The following is a 17,111-nucleotide window of genomic DNA, read 5'->3' on the forward strand; positions in this document are numbered from 1 at the left end:
CTTTTCCAGGTTTGCTTCGGCTCTCGCCGATCAGTCCCCTAATCGAGGGTGACCAAGCATGCAAGAAAGCGTGATGCAGCGCATGTGGGATAGCGCCCACCTTTCAGGTGGTAACGCTGCATATGTGGAAGAGCTCTACGAGCTCTACCTGCACGACCCTAACGCTGTGCCAGAAGAGTGGCGCACTTACTTCCAGAAGTTGCCAGCCGACGGCAGCACCGCTACTGATGTATCGCACTCGACAATCCGCGACCATTTCGTACTGCTGGCAAAGAACCAGCGCCGCGCCCAACCGGTATCTGCCGGGAGCGTGAGCAGTGAACACGAGAAGAAGCAGGTTGAAGTTCTGCGACTGATCCAGGCCTATCGTATGCGCGGCCATCAGGCTGCCAAGCTCGACCCGTTGGGGTTGTGGCAGCGCCCTGCGCCCGTAGACCTGTCGATCAATCACTACGGCTTGACCAATGCCGATCTTGATACGACCTTCCGTGCCGGCGACCTGTTCATCGGCAAAGAGGAGGCGAGCCTACGCGACATCCTGGATGCACTCCAGAAGACATATTGTCGCACCATTGGCGCCGAGTTCACCCACATCGTCGATTCCGAGCAGCGCAGCTGGTTCCAGCAGCGCCTGGAAAGCGTGCGCGGCCGTCCGGAATACTCCGCTGACGTGCAGGCCCACCTGCTCGAGCGCGTTACCGCCGGTGAAGGCCTGGAAAAATACCTGGGCACCAAGTACCCAGGCACCAAGCGCTTCGGCCTGGAAGGTGGCGAGAGCCTGATCCCGATGCTGGACGAAATGATCCAGCGTTCCGGCTCCTACGGCACCAAGGAAGTGGTCATCGGCATGGCCCACCGTGGCCGTCTGAACGTGCTGGTGAACACCTTCGGCAAGAGCCCGCGCGAGCTGTTCGACGAGTTCGAAGGCAAGAAGATGAACGAGCTGGGCTCCGGTGACGTGAAATATCACCAGGGCTTCTCCTCGAACGTGATGACCTCCGGTGGCGAAGTGCACCTGGCCATGGCGTTCAACCCGTCCCACCTGGAAATCGTTTCGCCGGTGGTCGAGGGTTCGGTGCGCGCCCGTCAGGACCGCCGCAACGACACCGTTGGCGACAAGGTGCTGCCGATCTCGATCCACGGCGACGCTGCATTCGCCGGCCAGGGTGTGGTCATGGAAACCTTCCAGATGTCGCAGACCCGCGGTTTCAAGACCGGCGGCACCGTGCACATCGTGATCAACAACCAGGTTGGTTTCACCATCAGCAACCCGCTGGACGCGCGCTCCACCGAGTACGCCACCGACGTGGCCAAGATGATCCAGGCGCCGATCCTGCATGTGAACGGCGATGACCCGGAAGCAGTGCTGTTTGTCACCCAGCTGGCCATCGACTACCGCATGCAGTTCAAGCGTGACGTGGTCATCGACCTGGTCTGCTACCGCCGTCGCGGCCACAACGAGGCCGACGAGCCGAGCGGCACCCAGCCGCTGATGTACCAGCAGATCACCAAGCAGCGTACCACCCGCGAGCTGTACGCCGAGTCGCTGATCCAGGCTGGCCGTATCGATGCCGAGCGTGCCCAGGCGAAGATCGACGAGTACCGCAACGCGCTGGACAACGGCCTGCACGTGGTGAAAAGCCTGGTCAAGGAGCCGAACCGCGAGCTGTTCGTCGACTGGCGCCCCTACCTGGGCCATGCCTGGACTGCGCGTCACGACACCCGCTTCGACCTCAAGACCTTGCAGGACCTGTCGGCCAAGCTGCTGGAAATCCCGGAAGGCTTCGTCGTCCAGCGCCAGGTGGCGAAGATCTACGAAGACCGCCAGAAGATGCAGGCCGGTGGCCTGCCGATCAACTGGGGTTATGCAGAGACCATGGCCTACGCCACCCTGCAGTTCGAAGGTCACCCGATCCGCATGACCGGCCAGGACATCGGCCGTGGCACCTTCTCGCACCGCCATGCAGTGCTGCACAACCAGAAGGATGCCGGCACCTATGTACCGCTGAAGAACCTGTTCCCGGGCCAGCCGATGTTCGAGCTGTACGACTCCTTCCTGTCGGAAGAAGCCGTGCTGGCCTTCGAATATGGCTACTCGACCACCACGCCGAACGCGCTGGTGATCTGGGAAGCCCAGTTCGGCGACTTCGCCAACGGTGCGCAAGTGGTCATCGACCAGTTCATCACCAGCGGCGAGCACAAGTGGGGTCGCCTGTGCGGCCTGACCATGCTGCTGCCGCACGGCTATGAAGGGCAGGGCCCGGAGCACTCCTCCGCGCGCCTGGAGCGTTACCTGCAGCTGTGTGCCGAGCACAACATCCAGGTCTGCGTGCCAACCACGCCGGCGCAGATCTACCACCTGCTGCGTCGTCAGGTCATTCGCCCGCTGCGCAAGCCGCTGATCGTGCTGACACCGAAGTCGCTGCTGCGTCACAAGCTGGCCGTTTCGACCCTGGAAGACCTGGCAGAAGGCTCGTTCCAGACCGTGATCCCGGAAATCGACAACCTCGATCCGGCCAAGGTCGAACGCCTGGTCCTGTGCGGCGGCAAGGTCTACTACGACCTGCTGGAGAAACGCCGTGCCGAGGGCCGCGAAGACATCGCCATCGTGCGTATCGAGCAGCTGTATCCGTTCCCGGAGGACGACCTGGTCGAAATCCTGGCGCCGTACACCAACCTCAAGCATGCCGTGTGGTGTCAGGAAGAGCCGATGAACCAGGGTGCCTGGTACAGCAGCCAGCACCACATGCGCCGTATCCTGGGCCGCCACAACAAGGCGCTGGTCCTGGAATACGCCGGCCGCGACGCTTCCGCCGCGCCAGCTTGTGGTTACGCTTCGAAGCACGCCGAACAGCAGGAAAAACTGCTGCAAGACGCCTTCACTGTCTAACGCCTTCGCGCACCTGAAACCGAATTTAAGGAAATACAGATAATGGCTATCGAGATCAAAGCCCCAACCTTCCCGGAATCGGTTGCCGATGGCACCGTTGCCACCTGGCACAAGAAGCCGGGCGAAGCCGTCAAGCGTGACGAGCTGATCGTCGACATCGAGACCGACAAGGTCGTCCTGGAAGTGCTGGCTACCGCTGACGGCGTGCTGGGCGACATCGTCAAGGGCGAGGGCGACACCGTCCTGTCCGACGAGGTGCTGGGTTCGATCGTTGAAGGCGGCGCTGCTGCCGCACCTGCCGCCGCCGCTGCACCTGCCGCTGCACCCGCTGCGGCAGCTGCCGATGCTGGTGAAGACGACCCGGTCGCCGCCCCGGCTGCGCGCAAGCTGGCCGAAGAAAACGGCATCGACCTGGCCAGCGTTGCCGGTACCGGCAAAGGTGGTCGCGTCACCAAGGAAGACGTGGTTGCAGCGGTTGCCAACAAGAAGTCGGCACCTGCCGCTGCGCCGGCTGCCAAGCCTGCTGCCGCTGCTGCTGCCCCGGTGGTCACCGCTGCTGGCGACCGCACCGAGAAGCGCGTCCCGATGACCCGCCTGCGTGCCAAGATCGCCGAGCGCCTGGTAGAAGCCCAGTCGAGCATGGCCATGCTGACCACCTTCAACGAAGTGGACATGACCGAAGTCATGGCCCTGCGTTCGAAGTACAAGGACCTGTTCGAGAAGACCCACAACGGCGTGCGCCTGGGCTTCATGTCGTTCTTCGTCAAGGCTGCCACCGAGGCGCTGAAGCGCTTCCCGGCGGTCAACGCCTCGATCGACGGCAACGACATCGTCTACCACGGCTATGCCGACGTCGGCGTCGCGGTGTCCAGCGACCGTGGCCTGGTGGTACCGGTACTGCGTAACGCCGAATCGATGAGCCTGGCCGAAATCGAAAACGGCATCGCCACCTTCGGCAAGAAGGCCCGTGACGGCAAGCTGTCGATCGAAGAGATGACCGGTGGCACCTTCACCATCACCAACGGCGGTACTTTCGGTTCGATGATGTCGACCCCGATCGTCAACCCGCCGCAGGCCGCGATCCTCGGCATGCACAACATCATCCAGCGCCCGATGGCCGTTAATGGCCAAGTGGTGATTCGCCCGATGATGTACCTGGCGCTGTCCTACGATCACCGCCTGATCGATGGCAAGGAAGCGGTAACCTTCCTGGTCACCATCAAGAACCTGCTGGAAGATCCGTCTCGCCTGCTGCTGGACATCTAATCGCGCGGCTGTAAGCTGCGAGCGGCAAGCTTCAAGTCGAAGCCTGTCTGTCTCGCAGCTTGCAGCTTGCTGCTTGAAGCTCAAAAGGAATCTTTTATGACCCAGAAATTCGACGTAGTGGTAATCGGTGCAGGTCCTGGCGGTTATGTCGCTGCCATCAAGGCCGCACAACTCGGTCTGAAGACTGCCTGTATCGAGAAGTACACCGACGCCGAGGGCAAGCTGGCCCTGGGCGGCACCTGCCTGAACGTCGGTTGCATTCCTTCCAAGGCCCTGCTGGACAGCTCCTGGAAGTACAAGGAAGCCAAAGAAAGCTTCAACGTGCATGGCATCTCCACCGGTGAAGTGAAGATGGACGTTGCCGCGATGGTTGGCCGCAAGGCTGGCATCGTCAAGAACCTGACCGGTGGCGTGGCCACCCTGTTCAAGGCCAACGGTGTTACTTCGATCCAGGGCCACGGCAAGCTGCTGGCGGGCAAGAAGGTCGAAGTCACCAAGGCTGACGGCACCACCGAAGTGATCGAAGCCGAGAACGTGATCCTGGCCTCCGGCTCGCGCCCCATCGACATTCCGCCAGCGCCTGTCGACCAGAACGTCATCGTCGACTCCACCGGCGCCCTGGAATTCCAGGCCGTACCCAAGCGCCTGGGTGTGATCGGTGCTGGCGTCATCGGCCTGGAGCTGGGCTCGGTATGGGCTCGCCTGGGCGCTGAAGTCACCGTGCTGGAAGCCCTGGACACCTTCCTGATGGCTGCCGACACTGCCGTGTCGAAAGAAGCCCAGAAGACCCTGACCAAACAAGGCCTGGACATCAAGCTGGGCGCGCGCGTGACCGGCTCGAAAGTCAACGGCGACGAAGTCGAAGTCACCTACACCAACGCCGAAGGCGAGCAGAAGATCACCTTCGACAAGCTGATCGTTGCGGTCGGCCGCCGTCCGGTGACCACCGACCTGCTGGCTTCCGACAGCGGCGTGACCATCGACGAGCGTGGCTACATCTACGTCGACGACCACTGCGCGACCAGCGTGCCGGGCGTCTATGCCATCGGTGACGTGGTGCGTGGCCTGATGCTGGCGCACAAGGCCTCGGAAGAGGGCATCATGGTGGTTGAGCGCATCAAGGGCCACAAGGCCCAGATGAACTACGACCTGATCCCTTCGGTGATCTACACCCACCCGGAAATCGCGTGGGTCGGCAAGACCGAACAATCCTTGAAGGCCGAGGGTGTTGAGGTTAACGTAGGCACCTTCCCGTTCGCGGCCAGCGGCCGTGCGATGGCGGCCAACGACACCGGTGGTTTCGTCAAGGTCATCGCCGACGCCAAGACCGACCGCGTGCTGGGTGTACACGTGATTGGCCCATCGGCTGCCGAACTGGTGCAGCAGGGCGCAATCGCAATGGAATTCGGCACCAGTGCCGAGGACCTGGGCATGATGGTCTTCAGCCATCCAACCCTGTCCGAAGCGCTGCATGAAGCAGCGCTGGCTGTGAATGGCGGCGCCATTCACGTGGCCAACCGTAAGAAGCGTTAATCATAAGAAACCACGGCGGGCAGCCCGTCGTGAGTCTTGCGTGCATGACTCACCGCGGAACGTCCGCCGGACCGGATCACATGGGATAACCCGGGGTCAACGGTCACAGGTGGCGCGGCGCCAGTAATGGCGCAGCGCCGAAGCGCAGTACCTAACGAAGACGGTAAAAAGCATGAATCTTCACGAGTATCAGGGTAAGCAGCTGTTCGCTGAGTACGGCCTGCCAGTTTCCAAGGGTTTCGCAGTCGATACCCCTGAGCAAGCTGCAGAAGCCTGCGACAAGATCGGCGGGAACGAGTGGGTAGTCAAAGCCCAGGTTCACGCGGGTGGTCGCGGTAAAGCGGGCGGCGTCAAGCTGGTTCGCAGCAAGGAAGACGCCAAGGCGTTCGCTGCACAGTGGTTGGGCAAGAATCTGGTTACCTACCAGACCGATGCCAACGGTCAACCCGTCTCCAAGATTCTGGTCGAATCCTGCACTGACATCGCCAAAGAGCTGTACCTGGGCGCTGTAGTCGATCGTTCGAGCCGCCGCATCGTGTTCATGGCCTCCACCGAAGGTGGCGTGGACATCGAGAAAGTCGCTCATGAAACGCCTGAGAAAATCCTCAAGGCCACCATCGACCCACTGGTCGGCGCACAGCCGTTCCAGGGTCGCGAGCTGGCATTCCAGCTGGGCCTGGAAGGCAAGCAAGTTCAACAGTTCGCCAAGATCTTCGTAGGCCTGGCCAAGCTGTTCAAGGATCACGACCTGGCGCTGCTGGAAGTGAACCCGCTGGTGATCAAGGCCGATGGCGACCTGCACTGCCTCGATGCCAAGATCAACATCGACGCCAACGCCATGTACCGTCAGCCTAAGCTGAAAACCTTCCACGACCCGTCGCAGGACGACGCCCGTGAAGCCCACGCTGCCAAGTTCGAACTGAACTACGTTGCCCTCGAAGGCAACATCGGCTGCATGGTCAACGGTGCCGGCCTGGCCATGGGTACCATGGACATCGTCAACCTGCACGGCGGCAAGCCGGCCAACTTCCTCGACGTTGGCGGCGGTGCTACCAAAGAGCGCGTTACCGAAGCGTTCAAGATCATTCTGTCCGACAGCAATGTCGCGGCCGTTCTGGTCAACATCTTCGGCGGCATCGTTCGCTGCGACATGATTGCCGAAGGCATCATCGGTGCAGTGAAAGAAGTCGGCGTCAAGGTTCCGGTCGTCGTTCGCCTTGAGGGCAACAACGCCGAACTGGGCGCTAAAGTACTGGCAGAAAGCGGTTTGAACATCATTGCGGCAACCAGCCTGACCGACGCTGCTCAACAAGTTGTCAAAGCTGCGGAGGGCAAGTAATGAGCGTCCTGATCAATAAAGACACCAAAGTCATCTGCCAGGGCTTCACCGGCTCGCAGGGTACTTTCCACTCCGAACAGGCCATCGCCTACGGCACCAAGATGGTCGGCGGCGTAACCCCAGGCAAGGGTGGCACCACCCACCTGGGCCTGCCGGTGTTCAACACCGTCAAGGAAGCCGTGGAAGCTACCGGCGCTGATGCTTCGGTCATCTACGTACCGGCTCCTTTCTGCAAGGACTCGATCCTGGAAGCAGCCTTCGGCGGCATCAAGCTGATCGTCTGCATCACCGAAGGCATTCCAACCCTGGACATGCTGGATGCCAAGGTCAAGTGCGACGAGCTGGGCGTGACCCTGATCGGCCCTAACTGCCCAGGTGTCATCACCCCGGGCGAGTGCAAGATCGGCATCATGCCTGGCCACATCCACCTGCCAGGCAAGGTCGGTATCGTGTCGCGCTCCGGCACCCTGACCTACGAAGCTGTGAAGCAGACCACCGACGCCGGCTTCGGCCAGTCGACCTGTGTCGGTATCGGTGGTGACCCGATCCCGGGCTCCAACTTCATCGATATCCTGAAGCTGTTCCAGGAAGACCCGAAGACCGAAGCGATCGTCATGATCGGCGAGATCGGCGGTTCGGCTGAAGAAGAAGCAGCGGCCTACATCAAGGCCCACGTGACCAAGCCTGTCGTTTCCTACATCGCTGGTGTTACCGCACCTGCGGGCAAGCGCATGGGCCACGCTGGCGCCATCATTTCTGGCGGCAAAGGCACTGCAGACGAGAAGTTTGCTGCGCTGCAGGACGCGGGTGTGAAAACCGTGCGTTCCCTGGCCGACATCGGCAAGGCCCTGGCCGAGCTGACCGGTTGGGAAGCCAAGAAGTAATACCGCTACACCCCCCACGCGCACAGAGGCCACCTTCGGGTGGCCTTTGTCGTTTGTGGGGTTCTGTATTCCTGTTCTGGCCTCTTCGCGGGCTTGCCCGCTCCCACAGGGATCACCACATTCAGAACCTGTGGTGAGCCCTGTGGGAGCGGGCAAGCCCGCGAAGAGGCCAGAACAGGCACTGTAGATTTTTCGATGGGTTTGATAGGAATTTTCACACAGACACGGCGTTTAAACCGAGGATAATTCCCTCTGTCTTCGGTCGCACAGACGACAAACATGTACGCACATCGGACAAGCAGCACTGTTCCAGTGCGTTTGACTGACAAAACGGTTACATTACGCGCTCACTCTGTGCCCGTACCCCAAAAGGGAACGACACGCTAAACGGGTCTGGCCTATCAAGCCGGGCAGCATTTCCCCTCATCCAAAGGGAAATCCCCTCTCGAATCCCGATTTCAGCAGTGTGGTACTACCTTAAAATGAAAGTTCTCAAAGGCCAGGATATCCTGGCGCTTGGCTTTATGACGTTTGCGCTTTTTGTGGGTGCAGGCAACATCATCTTCCCGCCTATCGTCGGCCTGCAGTCCGGCCCCCATGTGTGGATGGCGGCGCTGGGCTTCCTGGTCACGGCCGTAGGCCTGCCGGTCATCACCGTGGTCGCCCTGGCCAAGGTCGGTGGTGGCATGGATGCCCTGAGCAGCCCGATCGGCAAATTCTTCGGCGGCTTGCTGGCGGCTGTCTGCTACCTGTCGGTCGGCCCACTGTTCGCTACCCCGCGTACGGCGACCGTTTCGTTCGAAGTGGGTGTTGCTCCGCTGACCGGGGAAAGCCCGCTGGCGCTGTTCATCTACAGCCTGGTGTATTTCGCTGTGGTGCTGGCCGTGTCGATGTACCCCGGCAAGTTGCTCGATACCGTGGGCCGCTTCCTGGCGCCGTTGAAGATCATCGCCCTGGCCGTACTGGGCATTGCCGCCTTTGCCCTGCCGGCAGGGGGCATGGGTGACGCGCAGCCGGCTTATGCGGCAGCGGCCTTCTCCAAAGGCTTCTCCGATGGCTACCTGACCATGGATACCCTGGGGGCCCTGGTGTTCGGTATCGTCATCGTCAACGCCATCCGCTCGCGCGGTGTCGAGTCGCCGAAGCTGATTACCCGTTATGCCATCATCGCCGGCCTGATCGCCGGTGTCGGCCTGGCCCTGGTCTACATCAGCCTGTTCCGTCTGGGCGCCACCAGCCACGATATCGCGGCGGATGCCACCAATGGCGCGGCCGTTCTGCATGCCTACGTACAGCACACCTTCGGTTCGTTGGGCAGCGGCTTCCTTGCGGTGTTGATCGCGCTGGCCTGCCTGGTGACTGCGGTGGGCCTGACCTGCGCATGCGCCGAGTACTTCAGCCAGATCCTGCCGCTGTCGTACCGCGCCCTGGTGGTGATCCTGGCTGGCTTCTCGCTGTTGATTTCCAACCTTGGCCTGACCAAGTTGATCATGTTCTCGATCCCGGTACTTACCGCCATCTACCCGCCCTGCATCGTGGTAGTCGGCTTGAGTTTCGTGAAAGACCTGTGGCATTCGCCGACCCGTATCCTGGCGCCGGTCATGCTGGTGTCGCTGGTGTTCGGTATGGTCGATGCGATCAAGGGCAGCAGCCTTGCCCATATGCTCCCGGACTTCATGGCGCACCTGCCGTTGAGCGATGCCGGCATGGCCTGGCTGGTGCCATCGGTGGTGACCCTGATGGGCGCAGTCGCCTGCGACCGCATGCTGGGCAAGCCGCGCGAAGCGCTGGCCTGACGCGCCGGGCCAAGCCTTGGGGGCGGCACCGGCCACAAGCCGAAGGGTGCCCGCCCAAGGTGCAAGCTGCAGAGCCCCGTATCGGCAACGATGCGGGGCTTTTTTCTGGCCCACACCGGCAGTACGAATTTCAGCAGGAATGTGTGCCTTTTGCCGCTTGCCAGCGTCGAAACCCGGTCCCTATCCTTCAGGCACCTGGCCTTTTCGGGAATCCTGCATGAATTTCATCCAAAGCAACCTTAACAACCTGCTGGCCGTCGCCTGGTTCGCCCTGTGCTGGGGTGGCTATACCCGGTATGCGATCTGGAAAGGGCGCGACACCGCGTGCCTGGCCAGCGTGCTGCACCTGTACCGTGAAGACTGGATGCGGCGCATGTTGCTGCGCGATAACCGTATTGCCGATGCCAGCGTGATCGGCAACCTGGAGCGCAACGCGTCGTTCTTCGCCTCCAGCACCTTGATCATCCTGGCCGGTATCCTCACCGTGCTGGGGGCCTCCGACAGGGCGCTGTCGCTGCTGGCCGACCTGCCGCTGGTGCAGCAGACTTCGCAGGGCATGTCGGAGATCAAGTTGTTGTGCCTGGCCATGGTCTTCGTGTACGCCTTCTTCACTTTCAGCTGGTGCATGCGCCAATACAACTTTGCTGCCGTACTGGTTGGCTCGGCACCGATGATTGGCGAACGGCAGGTCAACGAACTGGAACGCAAGGCGTTCGCCTCGCGGGCAGCACGGGTGTTGTCGCTGGCGGCCAACCAGTTCAACCTTGGTTTACGTTCCTATTACTTCGGCATGGCCATGTTGAGCTGGTTCATCAGCCCGTGGTTGTTCATGGGCATGAGTGTGGGTGTTGTATTGATCTTGTACCGTCGGGAGTTCCATTCCGATGTGCTGGAGGTGATGGTCTTTACCCCCACGGATAGTGTCAGCAGCGAGCCATTGAAAGAGGGTGGTGTAGCAGTGAACTGAAACGATTAACCGTGAATTCAACGCAAAAAAAACCCGACAACGTCGGGTTTTTTTATCGGGCTGATTACTGCTTGGCAGGTTCTGCCGGCGCCGGAGTAGCCGGGGCGGCTTCTTCGGCAGCCTTTTGCTCGGCTTCAGCCTGATCTTTGGCAGCTTCGGCGTTTTCCTTGGCGGCGTCGTTCATTTTATCCTGAGCTTCGCCCATCTTTTCCTGGGCTTGCTCGGCATGTTCCTGCGCATCTTGGGCTTTGTCTTCGCTCGCTTTATCGCAAGCAGCCAGGCCCATGGCAGCAGCCAGCATCAGAGCAAAAGCAAATGGTTTACGCATGGGGGTGTTTCTCCTTGGTGTGATAAGTGACTTGTTCCTTCGAGTGCAGCCACTTGGAATAAGTTCAACGAAGGTTTCAGATATATAACGCCCCGTTCTACATGGACTTTTGAACCCACCTATGCCGTTTGGAAGGGACGTGGTAACAGCCTATGAGTGATGCGACCTTGATGTCCATGGCCGAGCGTTTTCTTTCGGCATTGAAACACTGCCAGTTGTTGCAGATGCGTGTGGCACAGGCTGATGAAACTGGCATGACGCTGGTCCTGCCCTGGTCGCCGGCCATTGTCGGCAACCCGCAAACCGGTGCCGTACACGGTGGAGCGCTGACAACGCTGATGGACACCACCTGCGGCATGGCCACGCTATGCGTACTGCCGCACTTCGAGGTATGCCCGACCCTGGATCTGCGCATCGACTACATGCACCCGTCGGTACCGGGCAAGGACATCCATGGGCATGCCCAGTGTTACCGGGTGACCCGCGACGTGATCTTCACCCGTGGCAGCGCCTACCAGGACGACCCCGAGCGGCCGATCTGCCAGGTGGTGGGTACGTTCATGCGGTTGGGCCCGCAGGTCAAGGGCGGCATCCGCTTCGGCAGCAGCCTGAAGGAGGGCGGGTCATGATTCCGCCTGCCATTCGCCAGCAACTCAACGCAGCACACGCGCAAGGTGACTACCGCCCCTTGCTGGCATTGATTCCTTACGCGGGGTTGATCGGCATCGAATGCGAGCGCGAGGGGGATGACCTGCTGTTCCGCCTGCCGGCCAATCCGGACACTGTCGGCAACCCCCTCTTGCCCGCTATCCATGGCGGGGTGATTGCCGGCTTCATGGAGCTGTCGGCAGCGCTGTACCTGCTGATCTACAGCGACAGCGCCAGCATTCCGAAGATCATCGATTTCTCCATCGACTACCTGCGCGCCGGGCTGTTGCGCGATACCTACGCCCAGTGCCAATTGTGGCGCCAGGGGCGACGGGTGACCAACGTGGCCATTACCGCCTGGCAGGGCGACCGCCAGTCGCCGATTGCCACGGCCCGCGCGCATTTCAAGATCGAACCGCAAAAGCCCTTGAAATCATCCGGGCAGCCCCCATCTGCATGACATCCGCCGTTAAAGCAGGCTGTACCGCCCGCCAGGCGCCATTGCAATCAGATCGGAGTTTTGAAGACCATGAGTGTGGAGACTCAAAAAGAAACGCTTGGCTTCCAGACCGAGGTAAAGCAACTGCTGCACCTCATGATCCATTCCTTGTATTCGAACAAGGAGATCTTCCTGCGTGAACTGATCTCCAACGCCTCCGACGCCGCCGACAAGCTGCGCTTCGAGGCGCTGGCCAAGCCAGAGTTGCTGGAAGGCGACGCCGACCTGAAGATTCGCCTGAGCTTCGACAAGGAGGCGGGTACCGTGACCCTCGAGGACAACGGTATCGGCATGAGCCGCGAAGACGTCATCACCCACCTGGGCACCATCGCCAAGTCCGGCACTGCCGACTTCATGAAGAACCTCACCGGTGACCAGAAGAAGGACTCGCACCTGATCGGCCAGTTCGGCGTGGGCTTCTATTCCGCGTTCATCGTTGCCGACAAGGTTGACGTGTACAGCCGTCGCGCCGGCCAGCCGGCTGCCGAAGGCGTGCATTGGTCGTCCCGTGGCGAGGGTGAGTTCGAAGTCGCCACTGTCGACAAGCCCCAGCGCGGCACCCGCATCGTCCTGCACCTGAAGAAGGACGAGCAGGAGTTCGCCGATGGCTGGCGCCTGCGCAACGTGGTCAAGAAGTACTCCGACCATATCGCCTTGCCTATCCAGTTGCCGAAAGAGCAGGCGGCTGCCGAAGGTGAAGAGCAGCCGGCCGAAGAGTGGGAAACCGTCAACCGTGCCAGCGCCCTGTGGACTCGTTCGCGCAGCGACGTGAAGGACGAGGAATACCAGGAGTTCTACAAGCACATCGGCCACGACTTCGAGAACCCGCTGGCCTGGAGCCACAACAAGGTCGAAGGCAAGCTTGAATACAACTCGCTGCTGTATGTGCCGGCCCGCGCGCCGTTCGACCTGTACCAGCGCGAAGCGCCACGCGGTCTGAAGCTGTATGTACAGCGCGTGTTCATCATGGACCAGGCCGAGTCGTTTCTGCCGCTGTACCTGCGCTTCATCAAAGGTGTGGTCGACTCCAACGACCTGTCGCTGAACGTGTCGCGTGAAATCCTGCAGAAAGACCCGATCATCGACTCGATGAAGACCGCGCTGACCAAGCGCGTGCTGGACATGCTGGAGAAGTTGGCGAAGAACGAGCCTGAGCAGTACAAGGGCTTCTGGAAAAACTTCGGCCAGGTGCTGAAGGAAGGCCCGGCCGAAGACTTCGCCAACAAAGAGAAGATCGCCAGCCTGCTGCGTTTTGCCTCCACCCACGACGACAGCGGCGAGCAGAGCGTTGCCCTGGCCGACTACCTGGCGCGCGCCAAGGAAGGCCAGGACAAGATCTACTACCTCACCGGTGAGTCCTACGCGCAGGTCAAGAACAGCCCGCACCTGGAAGTCTTCCGCAAGAAAGGCATCGAAGTGTTGCTGCTGACCGACCGCATCGACGAGTGGCTGATGAGCTACCTCAACGAATTCGACGGCAAGGCCTTCGTCGACGTCGCACGCGGCGACCTGGACCTGGGCAAGCTGGACTCCGAAGAGGACAAGAAAGCCCAGGAAGAAGTCGCCAAGGACAAGGAAGGCCTGGTCGAGCGCCTGAAAGGTGCATTGGGTGACAGCGTGGCCGAAGTCCGTGTGTCGCACCGCCTGACCGACTCGCCGGCGATCCTGGCCATTGGCGAGCAGGACCTTGGCCTGCAGATGCGCCAGATCCTCGAGGCCAGTGGGCAGAAAGTGCCGGAGTCCAAGCCGATCTTCGAGTTCAACCCAAGCCACCCGCTGATCGACAAGCTGGACAACGAGCAGAGCGAAGACCGTTTCGCCGAGCTGTCGCATATCCTCTTCGATCAGGCGGCCCTGGCGGCCGGGGACAGCCTGAAAGACCCGGCAGCGTACGTTCGTCGCCTGAACAAGCTGCTGGTCGAGCTGTCTGCTTGAGTTGATGCAGAGGAAAGCCCGCTTCGGCGGGCTTTTTTATGACGAGTGCCAATGGAGTGCCTGATGAGCAAAGTAATCGTCGAATCGCTGGTGTATCACCTGTCCGGCCGAACCTACGAAAGCCGCCTGGTCTACGAGCCCGGGGCGCTGGGGCGCCCGGGCTTGGTCATGGCACCGAACTGGATGGGGATTGGCGAAGGTGCCGAACGCATCGCCAAGGAAGTGGCCGAAAAGGGCTATGTGGTGTTGCTCGCCGACCTGTATGGGCAGTCGGTGCGCCCGTCCAATGCGGACGAAGCGGGCGCAGCGATGATGCCGCTCAAGAACGACCGCGGCGAACTTCGCAAGCGCATGCAGGAGGCCCTGGCCCAGTTGCTGGGGCAGTCCAAGGCGCTGCTGGAGCCTGGCAAAGTTGCCACCTTCGGCTTCTGCTTTGGGGGTTGCTGTGCGCTGGAGCTGGCGCGCAGCGGCGCCGACTTGCGTGCGGCAGTGTCGTTCCACGGCACATTGGACACGCCGAACCCCGAGGATGCCAAGCGCATCAAGGGCTCGGTGCTGGTGCTGCACGGTGCATCGGACCCATTGGTGCCGAAAGAGCAACTGCCGGCATTCGAGGACGAGATGAATGCGGCCAAGGTCGACTGGCAGTTGCTCAGCTATGGCGGGGCCGTGCATTCGTTCACCGACCCTGGTGCCAATGTGCCGGGCAAGATGCAGTATGACCGACGCACCTCTGAGCGGGCGTTTCGTTCGATGCATAACCTGCTGACTGAAGTGTTCCAGCGCTGATCGCATAGTGGGGCTGCTGTGCAGCCCTTCGCGGGCTTGCCCGCTCCCACAACTCTCACCCTGTGGGAGCGGGCAAGCCCGCGAAGGAGCGCAAAGCCGCCCCAATCAGCGAGGCAACTCGATCCTCGAGCTCTCCCCCGGCACGACCGGCCAATCCCCCGCAGCCCATCTGGCCCTGGCCTGCTCGATCAGCGCCGGGTCACTGGCGACAAAGTTCCAGTTCATCCGCCGCGGCCCATCCAGCGGCGCGCCGCCAATCAGTACCAGCTGGCATTCACCTTGCGCACACAGCGTCACCTCTTCGCCCTCCGGCAGCACCACCAGGCTGCACGGCGCCACATCCTCGCTGTTCATCTGCAGTTCGCCCTCCAACAGGTACAGCGCCCGCTCCACGTGCTCGTTCGGCACCTGCAAGGTAGTCGCCGGTTGCATCTGCACCTGGGCATAGAGGGTAGGGGTCAGCACCGGCACCGGTGACGCCAGGCAGAACCCGGTGCCGGCAATCATGCAGATGCGCACCCCCAGGCTGTCGCTGACCGGCAGGCTGGCCGCAGGATGATGGCTGTAGCTGGGCGCGCCTTGTTCATGCTCACGTGGCGAGGCCAGCCAAACCTGCAAGCCGTGCAGGCTTGACCCTTTGGCCAAGGCGTCAGCAGGGGTGCGCTCGACGTGCGCCACGCCGCGACCGGCCGTCATCCAGCTGACGTCGCCGGGCAGCACCAACTGGTCCGAGCCCAGGCTGTCCTTGTGCTGAATTGCCCCTTCGAACAGGTAAGTCAGGGTTGAAAGGCCGATGTGCGGGTGTTGGCGGATGTCCATGCCGCGCCCGGGGGCGTAGGCGGTTTTCAGCATGTGATCGAAGAATACGAACGGGCCGACACTGCGGCACTGCGCCGCTGGCAGCGGGCGCAGAATCGGCTGGCCCTCGACCGACTCTGCACGGGGGCGAATGATCAGCGTGCTGCTCATGAGAAGGGCTCCAGGCAAGGGGGCAATGCCCAAGCATAACGGTTTGCCTGCTGTGCCTGAACCGTCTTCTGCACCGGCCGGTCTACCTTGTCTGATACCAGGAGAAGGGAGCTGCCCATGAATGCCAAAGCGCTGGCCTGCGCGTTACTGTCCGCTTGCTTGTGCCAAGCGGTACAGGCGCGTGACTACCGCTACAGTGACGCCCACCTGCACTATGTGGATTTCTTCCAGGAAAGCGAAGGGATGCCGGCATTGCTCAAGGCGATGGATGCGGCAGGCGTTGACCAGTCGATGATTTCCGGCATTCCGGTGGCCAAGAAGTGGCACGAAGACGAGCCCAAGCGCCCGCGTTACTACGCCGGTGATGATGCCGATGCTTACTGGTACAGTGCCACCGACACCTATGTGGCGGCCGCGCTCCAGCAGTTGCCACCGCAGCAGCGTAAACGCTTCCACCCGTTCCTGAGCGGGTTCAACCCGGTGGACAAGAACGCCGTAAGCCATATCGAGCGTATGCTCGATCTGTACCCGGGGCTATGGCAGGGCATCGGGGAGGTGTTTACCCGCCATGACGACCTGACTGCGTTGACCAGTGGCGAAACGCCGCGCGCCAACAACGAAGCCATGACCCGGATCTATCACCTGGCCGCTGAGCGCGACCTGCCAGTGCTGCTGCACTCCAACATCACCTCCAAGCGCGAGCGCAACCCGCTGTACCTGGCAGAAATCGAAGAGCCGCTACGCAATCACCCGCACACCCGGTTCATCTGGGCCCATGCTGGCAGCAGCATGGAGATACACCGGCATCAGACGCAGATGGACTTTTTACTGCCAGTGCTGACGCGGTTGCTGGAGGATTACCCGAACCTGTATGTCGATTTGTCGTGGAGTGTGCTGCAGCCGTATCTGCTGGATGACAAGGGTGTGCCGCGCAAGGAATGGCTGGCGTTGGTCGAGAAGTACCCGGAGCGGTTCATGCTGGGGTCGGATGTGGTGGGGCAGTTTGGCAGCCTGGGCGAGCAGATGCACGGGTTCAAGCCGTTTCTGGATGCGTTGCCGGAGGGGGTGGCGAACAAGGTAGCCAAGGAGAACTTCCTGGCTGTGTTGCCCAGGCAGAAGTAAGGGTTTACCAGTACTGACCTATCGCAGGCAAGCCAGCTCCAACAGGGATCGCATCAGGGCTGACAGGTGTTTGTCAGAAGATATGCAGCGCCTGTTAGAGCGAGCGCCGCCCGCGCGGCGCATCGCGAGCTGCGCTCGCTCCTACG

The 17,111-nt window shown here is 61.4% G+C and carries 14 protein-coding genes; 12 read left to right on the forward strand and 2 right to left on the reverse strand.

The window, feature by feature from the left end:
- Positions 1-58 precede the first annotated feature (58 nt).
- The 7 genes from GYA94_RS07525 to GYA94_RS07555 all read left to right on the forward strand — a co-directional run bounded on the left by GYA94_RS07525 (position 59) and on the right by GYA94_RS07555 (position 10,675).
- Positions 59-2,890, forward strand: coding sequence for a 2-oxoglutarate dehydrogenase E1 component (locus tag GYA94_RS07525; RefSeq protein WP_029886713.1), 2,832 nt, complete (start codon positions 59-61; stop codon positions 2,888-2,890).
- A gap of 42 nt (positions 2,891-2,932) precedes the next feature.
- The gene (gene odhB / locus GYA94_RS07530; RefSeq protein WP_054881175.1) at positions 2,933-4,156 is read left to right on the forward strand and encodes a 2-oxoglutarate dehydrogenase complex dihydrolipoyllysine-residue succinyltransferase; all 1,224 of its coding nucleotides are present in this window, start codon (positions 2,933-2,935) and stop codon (positions 4,154-4,156) included.
- Positions 4,157-4,252: 96 nt separating this feature from the next.
- Positions 4,253-5,689 (forward strand): dihydrolipoyl dehydrogenase, encoded by a 1,437-nt coding sequence (gene lpdA, locus GYA94_RS07535; protein WP_009684703.1) that lies wholly within the window; start codon positions 4,253-4,255, stop codon positions 5,687-5,689.
- A 172-nt stretch (positions 5,690-5,861) separates the two neighbouring features.
- On the forward strand, positions 5,862-7,028 hold the full coding sequence (gene sucC, locus GYA94_RS07540; RefSeq protein WP_003254205.1) for an ADP-forming succinate--CoA ligase subunit beta: 1,167 nt from the start codon (positions 5,862-5,864) through the stop codon (positions 7,026-7,028).
- Positions 7,028-7,912 (forward strand): succinate--CoA ligase subunit alpha, encoded by an 885-nt coding sequence (gene sucD / locus GYA94_RS07545; RefSeq protein ID WP_003254203.1) that lies wholly within the window; start codon positions 7,028-7,030, stop codon positions 7,910-7,912. The genes sucC and sucD overlap by 1 nt, the downstream gene beginning before the upstream one ends.
- A 482-nt stretch (positions 7,913-8,394) precedes the next feature.
- The gene (gene brnQ / locus GYA94_RS07550) at positions 8,395-9,708 is read left to right on the forward strand and encodes a branched-chain amino acid transport system II carrier protein (protein WP_054911494.1); all 1,314 of its coding nucleotides are present in this window, start codon (positions 8,395-8,397) and stop codon (positions 9,706-9,708) included.
- 217 nt (positions 9,709-9,925) lie between these two features.
- Positions 9,926-10,675, forward strand: a complete 750-nt coding sequence (locus tag GYA94_RS07555; protein ID WP_009684701.1) for a DUF599 domain-containing protein — start codon at positions 9,926-9,928, stop codon at positions 10,673-10,675.
- A 64-nt stretch (positions 10,676-10,739) separates the two neighbouring features.
- Here the strand turns inward: GYA94_RS07555 and GYA94_RS07560 are convergent, their stop codons facing one another.
- A complete protein-coding gene (locus GYA94_RS07560; RefSeq protein WP_009684700.1) occupies positions 10,740-11,003 on the reverse strand; it encodes a hypothetical protein in 264 nt (87 codons plus the stop codon).
- Positions 11,004-11,155: 152 nt separating this feature from the next.
- Here GYA94_RS07560 and GYA94_RS07565 point away from each other — a divergent pair, with 152 nt between their 5' ends.
- The 4 genes from GYA94_RS07565 to GYA94_RS07580 all read left to right on the forward strand — a co-directional run bounded on the left by GYA94_RS07565 (position 11,156) and on the right by GYA94_RS07580 (position 14,874).
- Positions 11,156-11,632, forward strand: coding sequence for a PaaI family thioesterase (locus GYA94_RS07565; protein WP_029887684.1), 477 nt, complete (start codon positions 11,156-11,158; stop codon positions 11,630-11,632).
- A complete protein-coding gene (locus GYA94_RS07570) occupies positions 11,629-12,111 on the forward strand; it encodes a PaaI family thioesterase (protein ID WP_161892037.1) in 483 nt (160 codons plus the stop codon). Before GYA94_RS07565 ends, GYA94_RS07570 begins: the two co-directional genes overlap by 4 nt.
- 69 nt (positions 12,112-12,180) lie before the next feature.
- Positions 12,181-14,085 (forward strand): molecular chaperone HtpG, encoded by a 1,905-nt coding sequence (gene htpG / locus GYA94_RS07575; RefSeq protein ID WP_029887686.1) that lies wholly within the window; start codon positions 12,181-12,183, stop codon positions 14,083-14,085.
- A 63-nt stretch (positions 14,086-14,148) separates the two neighbouring features.
- Entirely contained in the window at positions 14,149-14,874 is a 726-nt protein-coding gene (locus GYA94_RS07580) for a dienelactone hydrolase family protein (protein ID WP_009684696.1), read from the forward strand.
- 105 nt (positions 14,875-14,979) lie between these two features.
- Here GYA94_RS07580 and GYA94_RS07585 read toward each other — a convergent pair whose 3' ends face one another.
- Positions 14,980-15,843, reverse strand: coding sequence for a pirin family protein (locus GYA94_RS07585; protein WP_110676125.1), 864 nt, complete (start codon positions 15,841-15,843; stop codon positions 14,980-14,982).
- Positions 15,844-15,960: 117 nt separating this feature from the next.
- On the opposite strand from GYA94_RS07585, the gene GYA94_RS07590 reads away from it, so the two are divergent.
- Entirely contained in the window at positions 15,961-16,965 is a 1,005-nt protein-coding gene (locus GYA94_RS07590; RefSeq protein ID WP_047149581.1) for an amidohydrolase family protein, read from the forward strand.
- Positions 16,966-17,111: the final 146 nt, after the last annotated feature.

The organism is Pseudomonas juntendi, assembly GCF_009932375.1.
GTDB lineage: Bacteria > Pseudomonadota > Gammaproteobacteria > Pseudomonadales > Pseudomonadaceae > Aquipseudomonas > Aquipseudomonas juntendi.

Bases quoted from the DNA above. Each gene is read 5' to 3' on its own strand.
- odhB (WP_054881175.1), top strand. From the start codon at position 2,933: ATGGCTATCGAGATCAAAGCCCCAACCTTCCCGGAATCGGTTGCCGAT.
- brnQ (WP_054911494.1), top strand. From the start codon at position 8,395: ATGAAAGTTCTCAAAGGCCAGGATATCCTGGCGCTTGGCTTTATGACG.
- GYA94_RS07560 (WP_009684700.1), bottom strand. From the start codon at position 11,003: ATGCGTAAACCATTTGCTTTTGCTCTGATGCTGGCTGCTGCCATGGGC.
- sucC (WP_003254205.1), top strand. From the start codon at position 5,862: ATGAATCTTCACGAGTATCAGGGTAAGCAGCTGTTCGCTGAGTACGGC.
- GYA94_RS07565 (WP_029887684.1), top strand. From the start codon at position 11,156: ATGAGTGATGCGACCTTGATGTCCATGGCCGAGCGTTTTCTTTCGGCA.
- GYA94_RS07580 (WP_009684696.1), top strand. From the start codon at position 14,149: ATGAGCAAAGTAATCGTCGAATCGCTGGTGTATCACCTGTCCGGCCGA.
- GYA94_RS07585 (WP_110676125.1), bottom strand. From the start codon at position 15,843: ATGAGCAGCACGCTGATCATTCGCCCCCGTGCAGAGTCGGTCGAGGGC.
- sucD (WP_003254203.1), top strand. From the start codon at position 7,028: ATGAGCGTCCTGATCAATAAAGACACCAAAGTCATCTGCCAGGGCTTC.
- GYA94_RS07590 (WP_047149581.1), top strand. From the start codon at position 15,961: ATGAATGCCAAAGCGCTGGCCTGCGCGTTACTGTCCGCTTGCTTGTGC.
- GYA94_RS07555 (WP_009684701.1), top strand. From the start codon at position 9,926: ATGAATTTCATCCAAAGCAACCTTAACAACCTGCTGGCCGTCGCCTGG.
- GYA94_RS07570 (WP_161892037.1), top strand. From the start codon at position 11,629: ATGATTCCGCCTGCCATTCGCCAGCAACTCAACGCAGCACACGCGCAA.
- lpdA (WP_009684703.1), top strand. From the start codon at position 4,253: ATGACCCAGAAATTCGACGTAGTGGTAATCGGTGCAGGTCCTGGCGGT.
- GYA94_RS07525 (WP_029886713.1), top strand. From the start codon at position 59: ATGCAAGAAAGCGTGATGCAGCGCATGTGGGATAGCGCCCACCTTTCA.
- htpG (WP_029887686.1), top strand. From the start codon at position 12,181: ATGAGTGTGGAGACTCAAAAAGAAACGCTTGGCTTCCAGACCGAGGTA.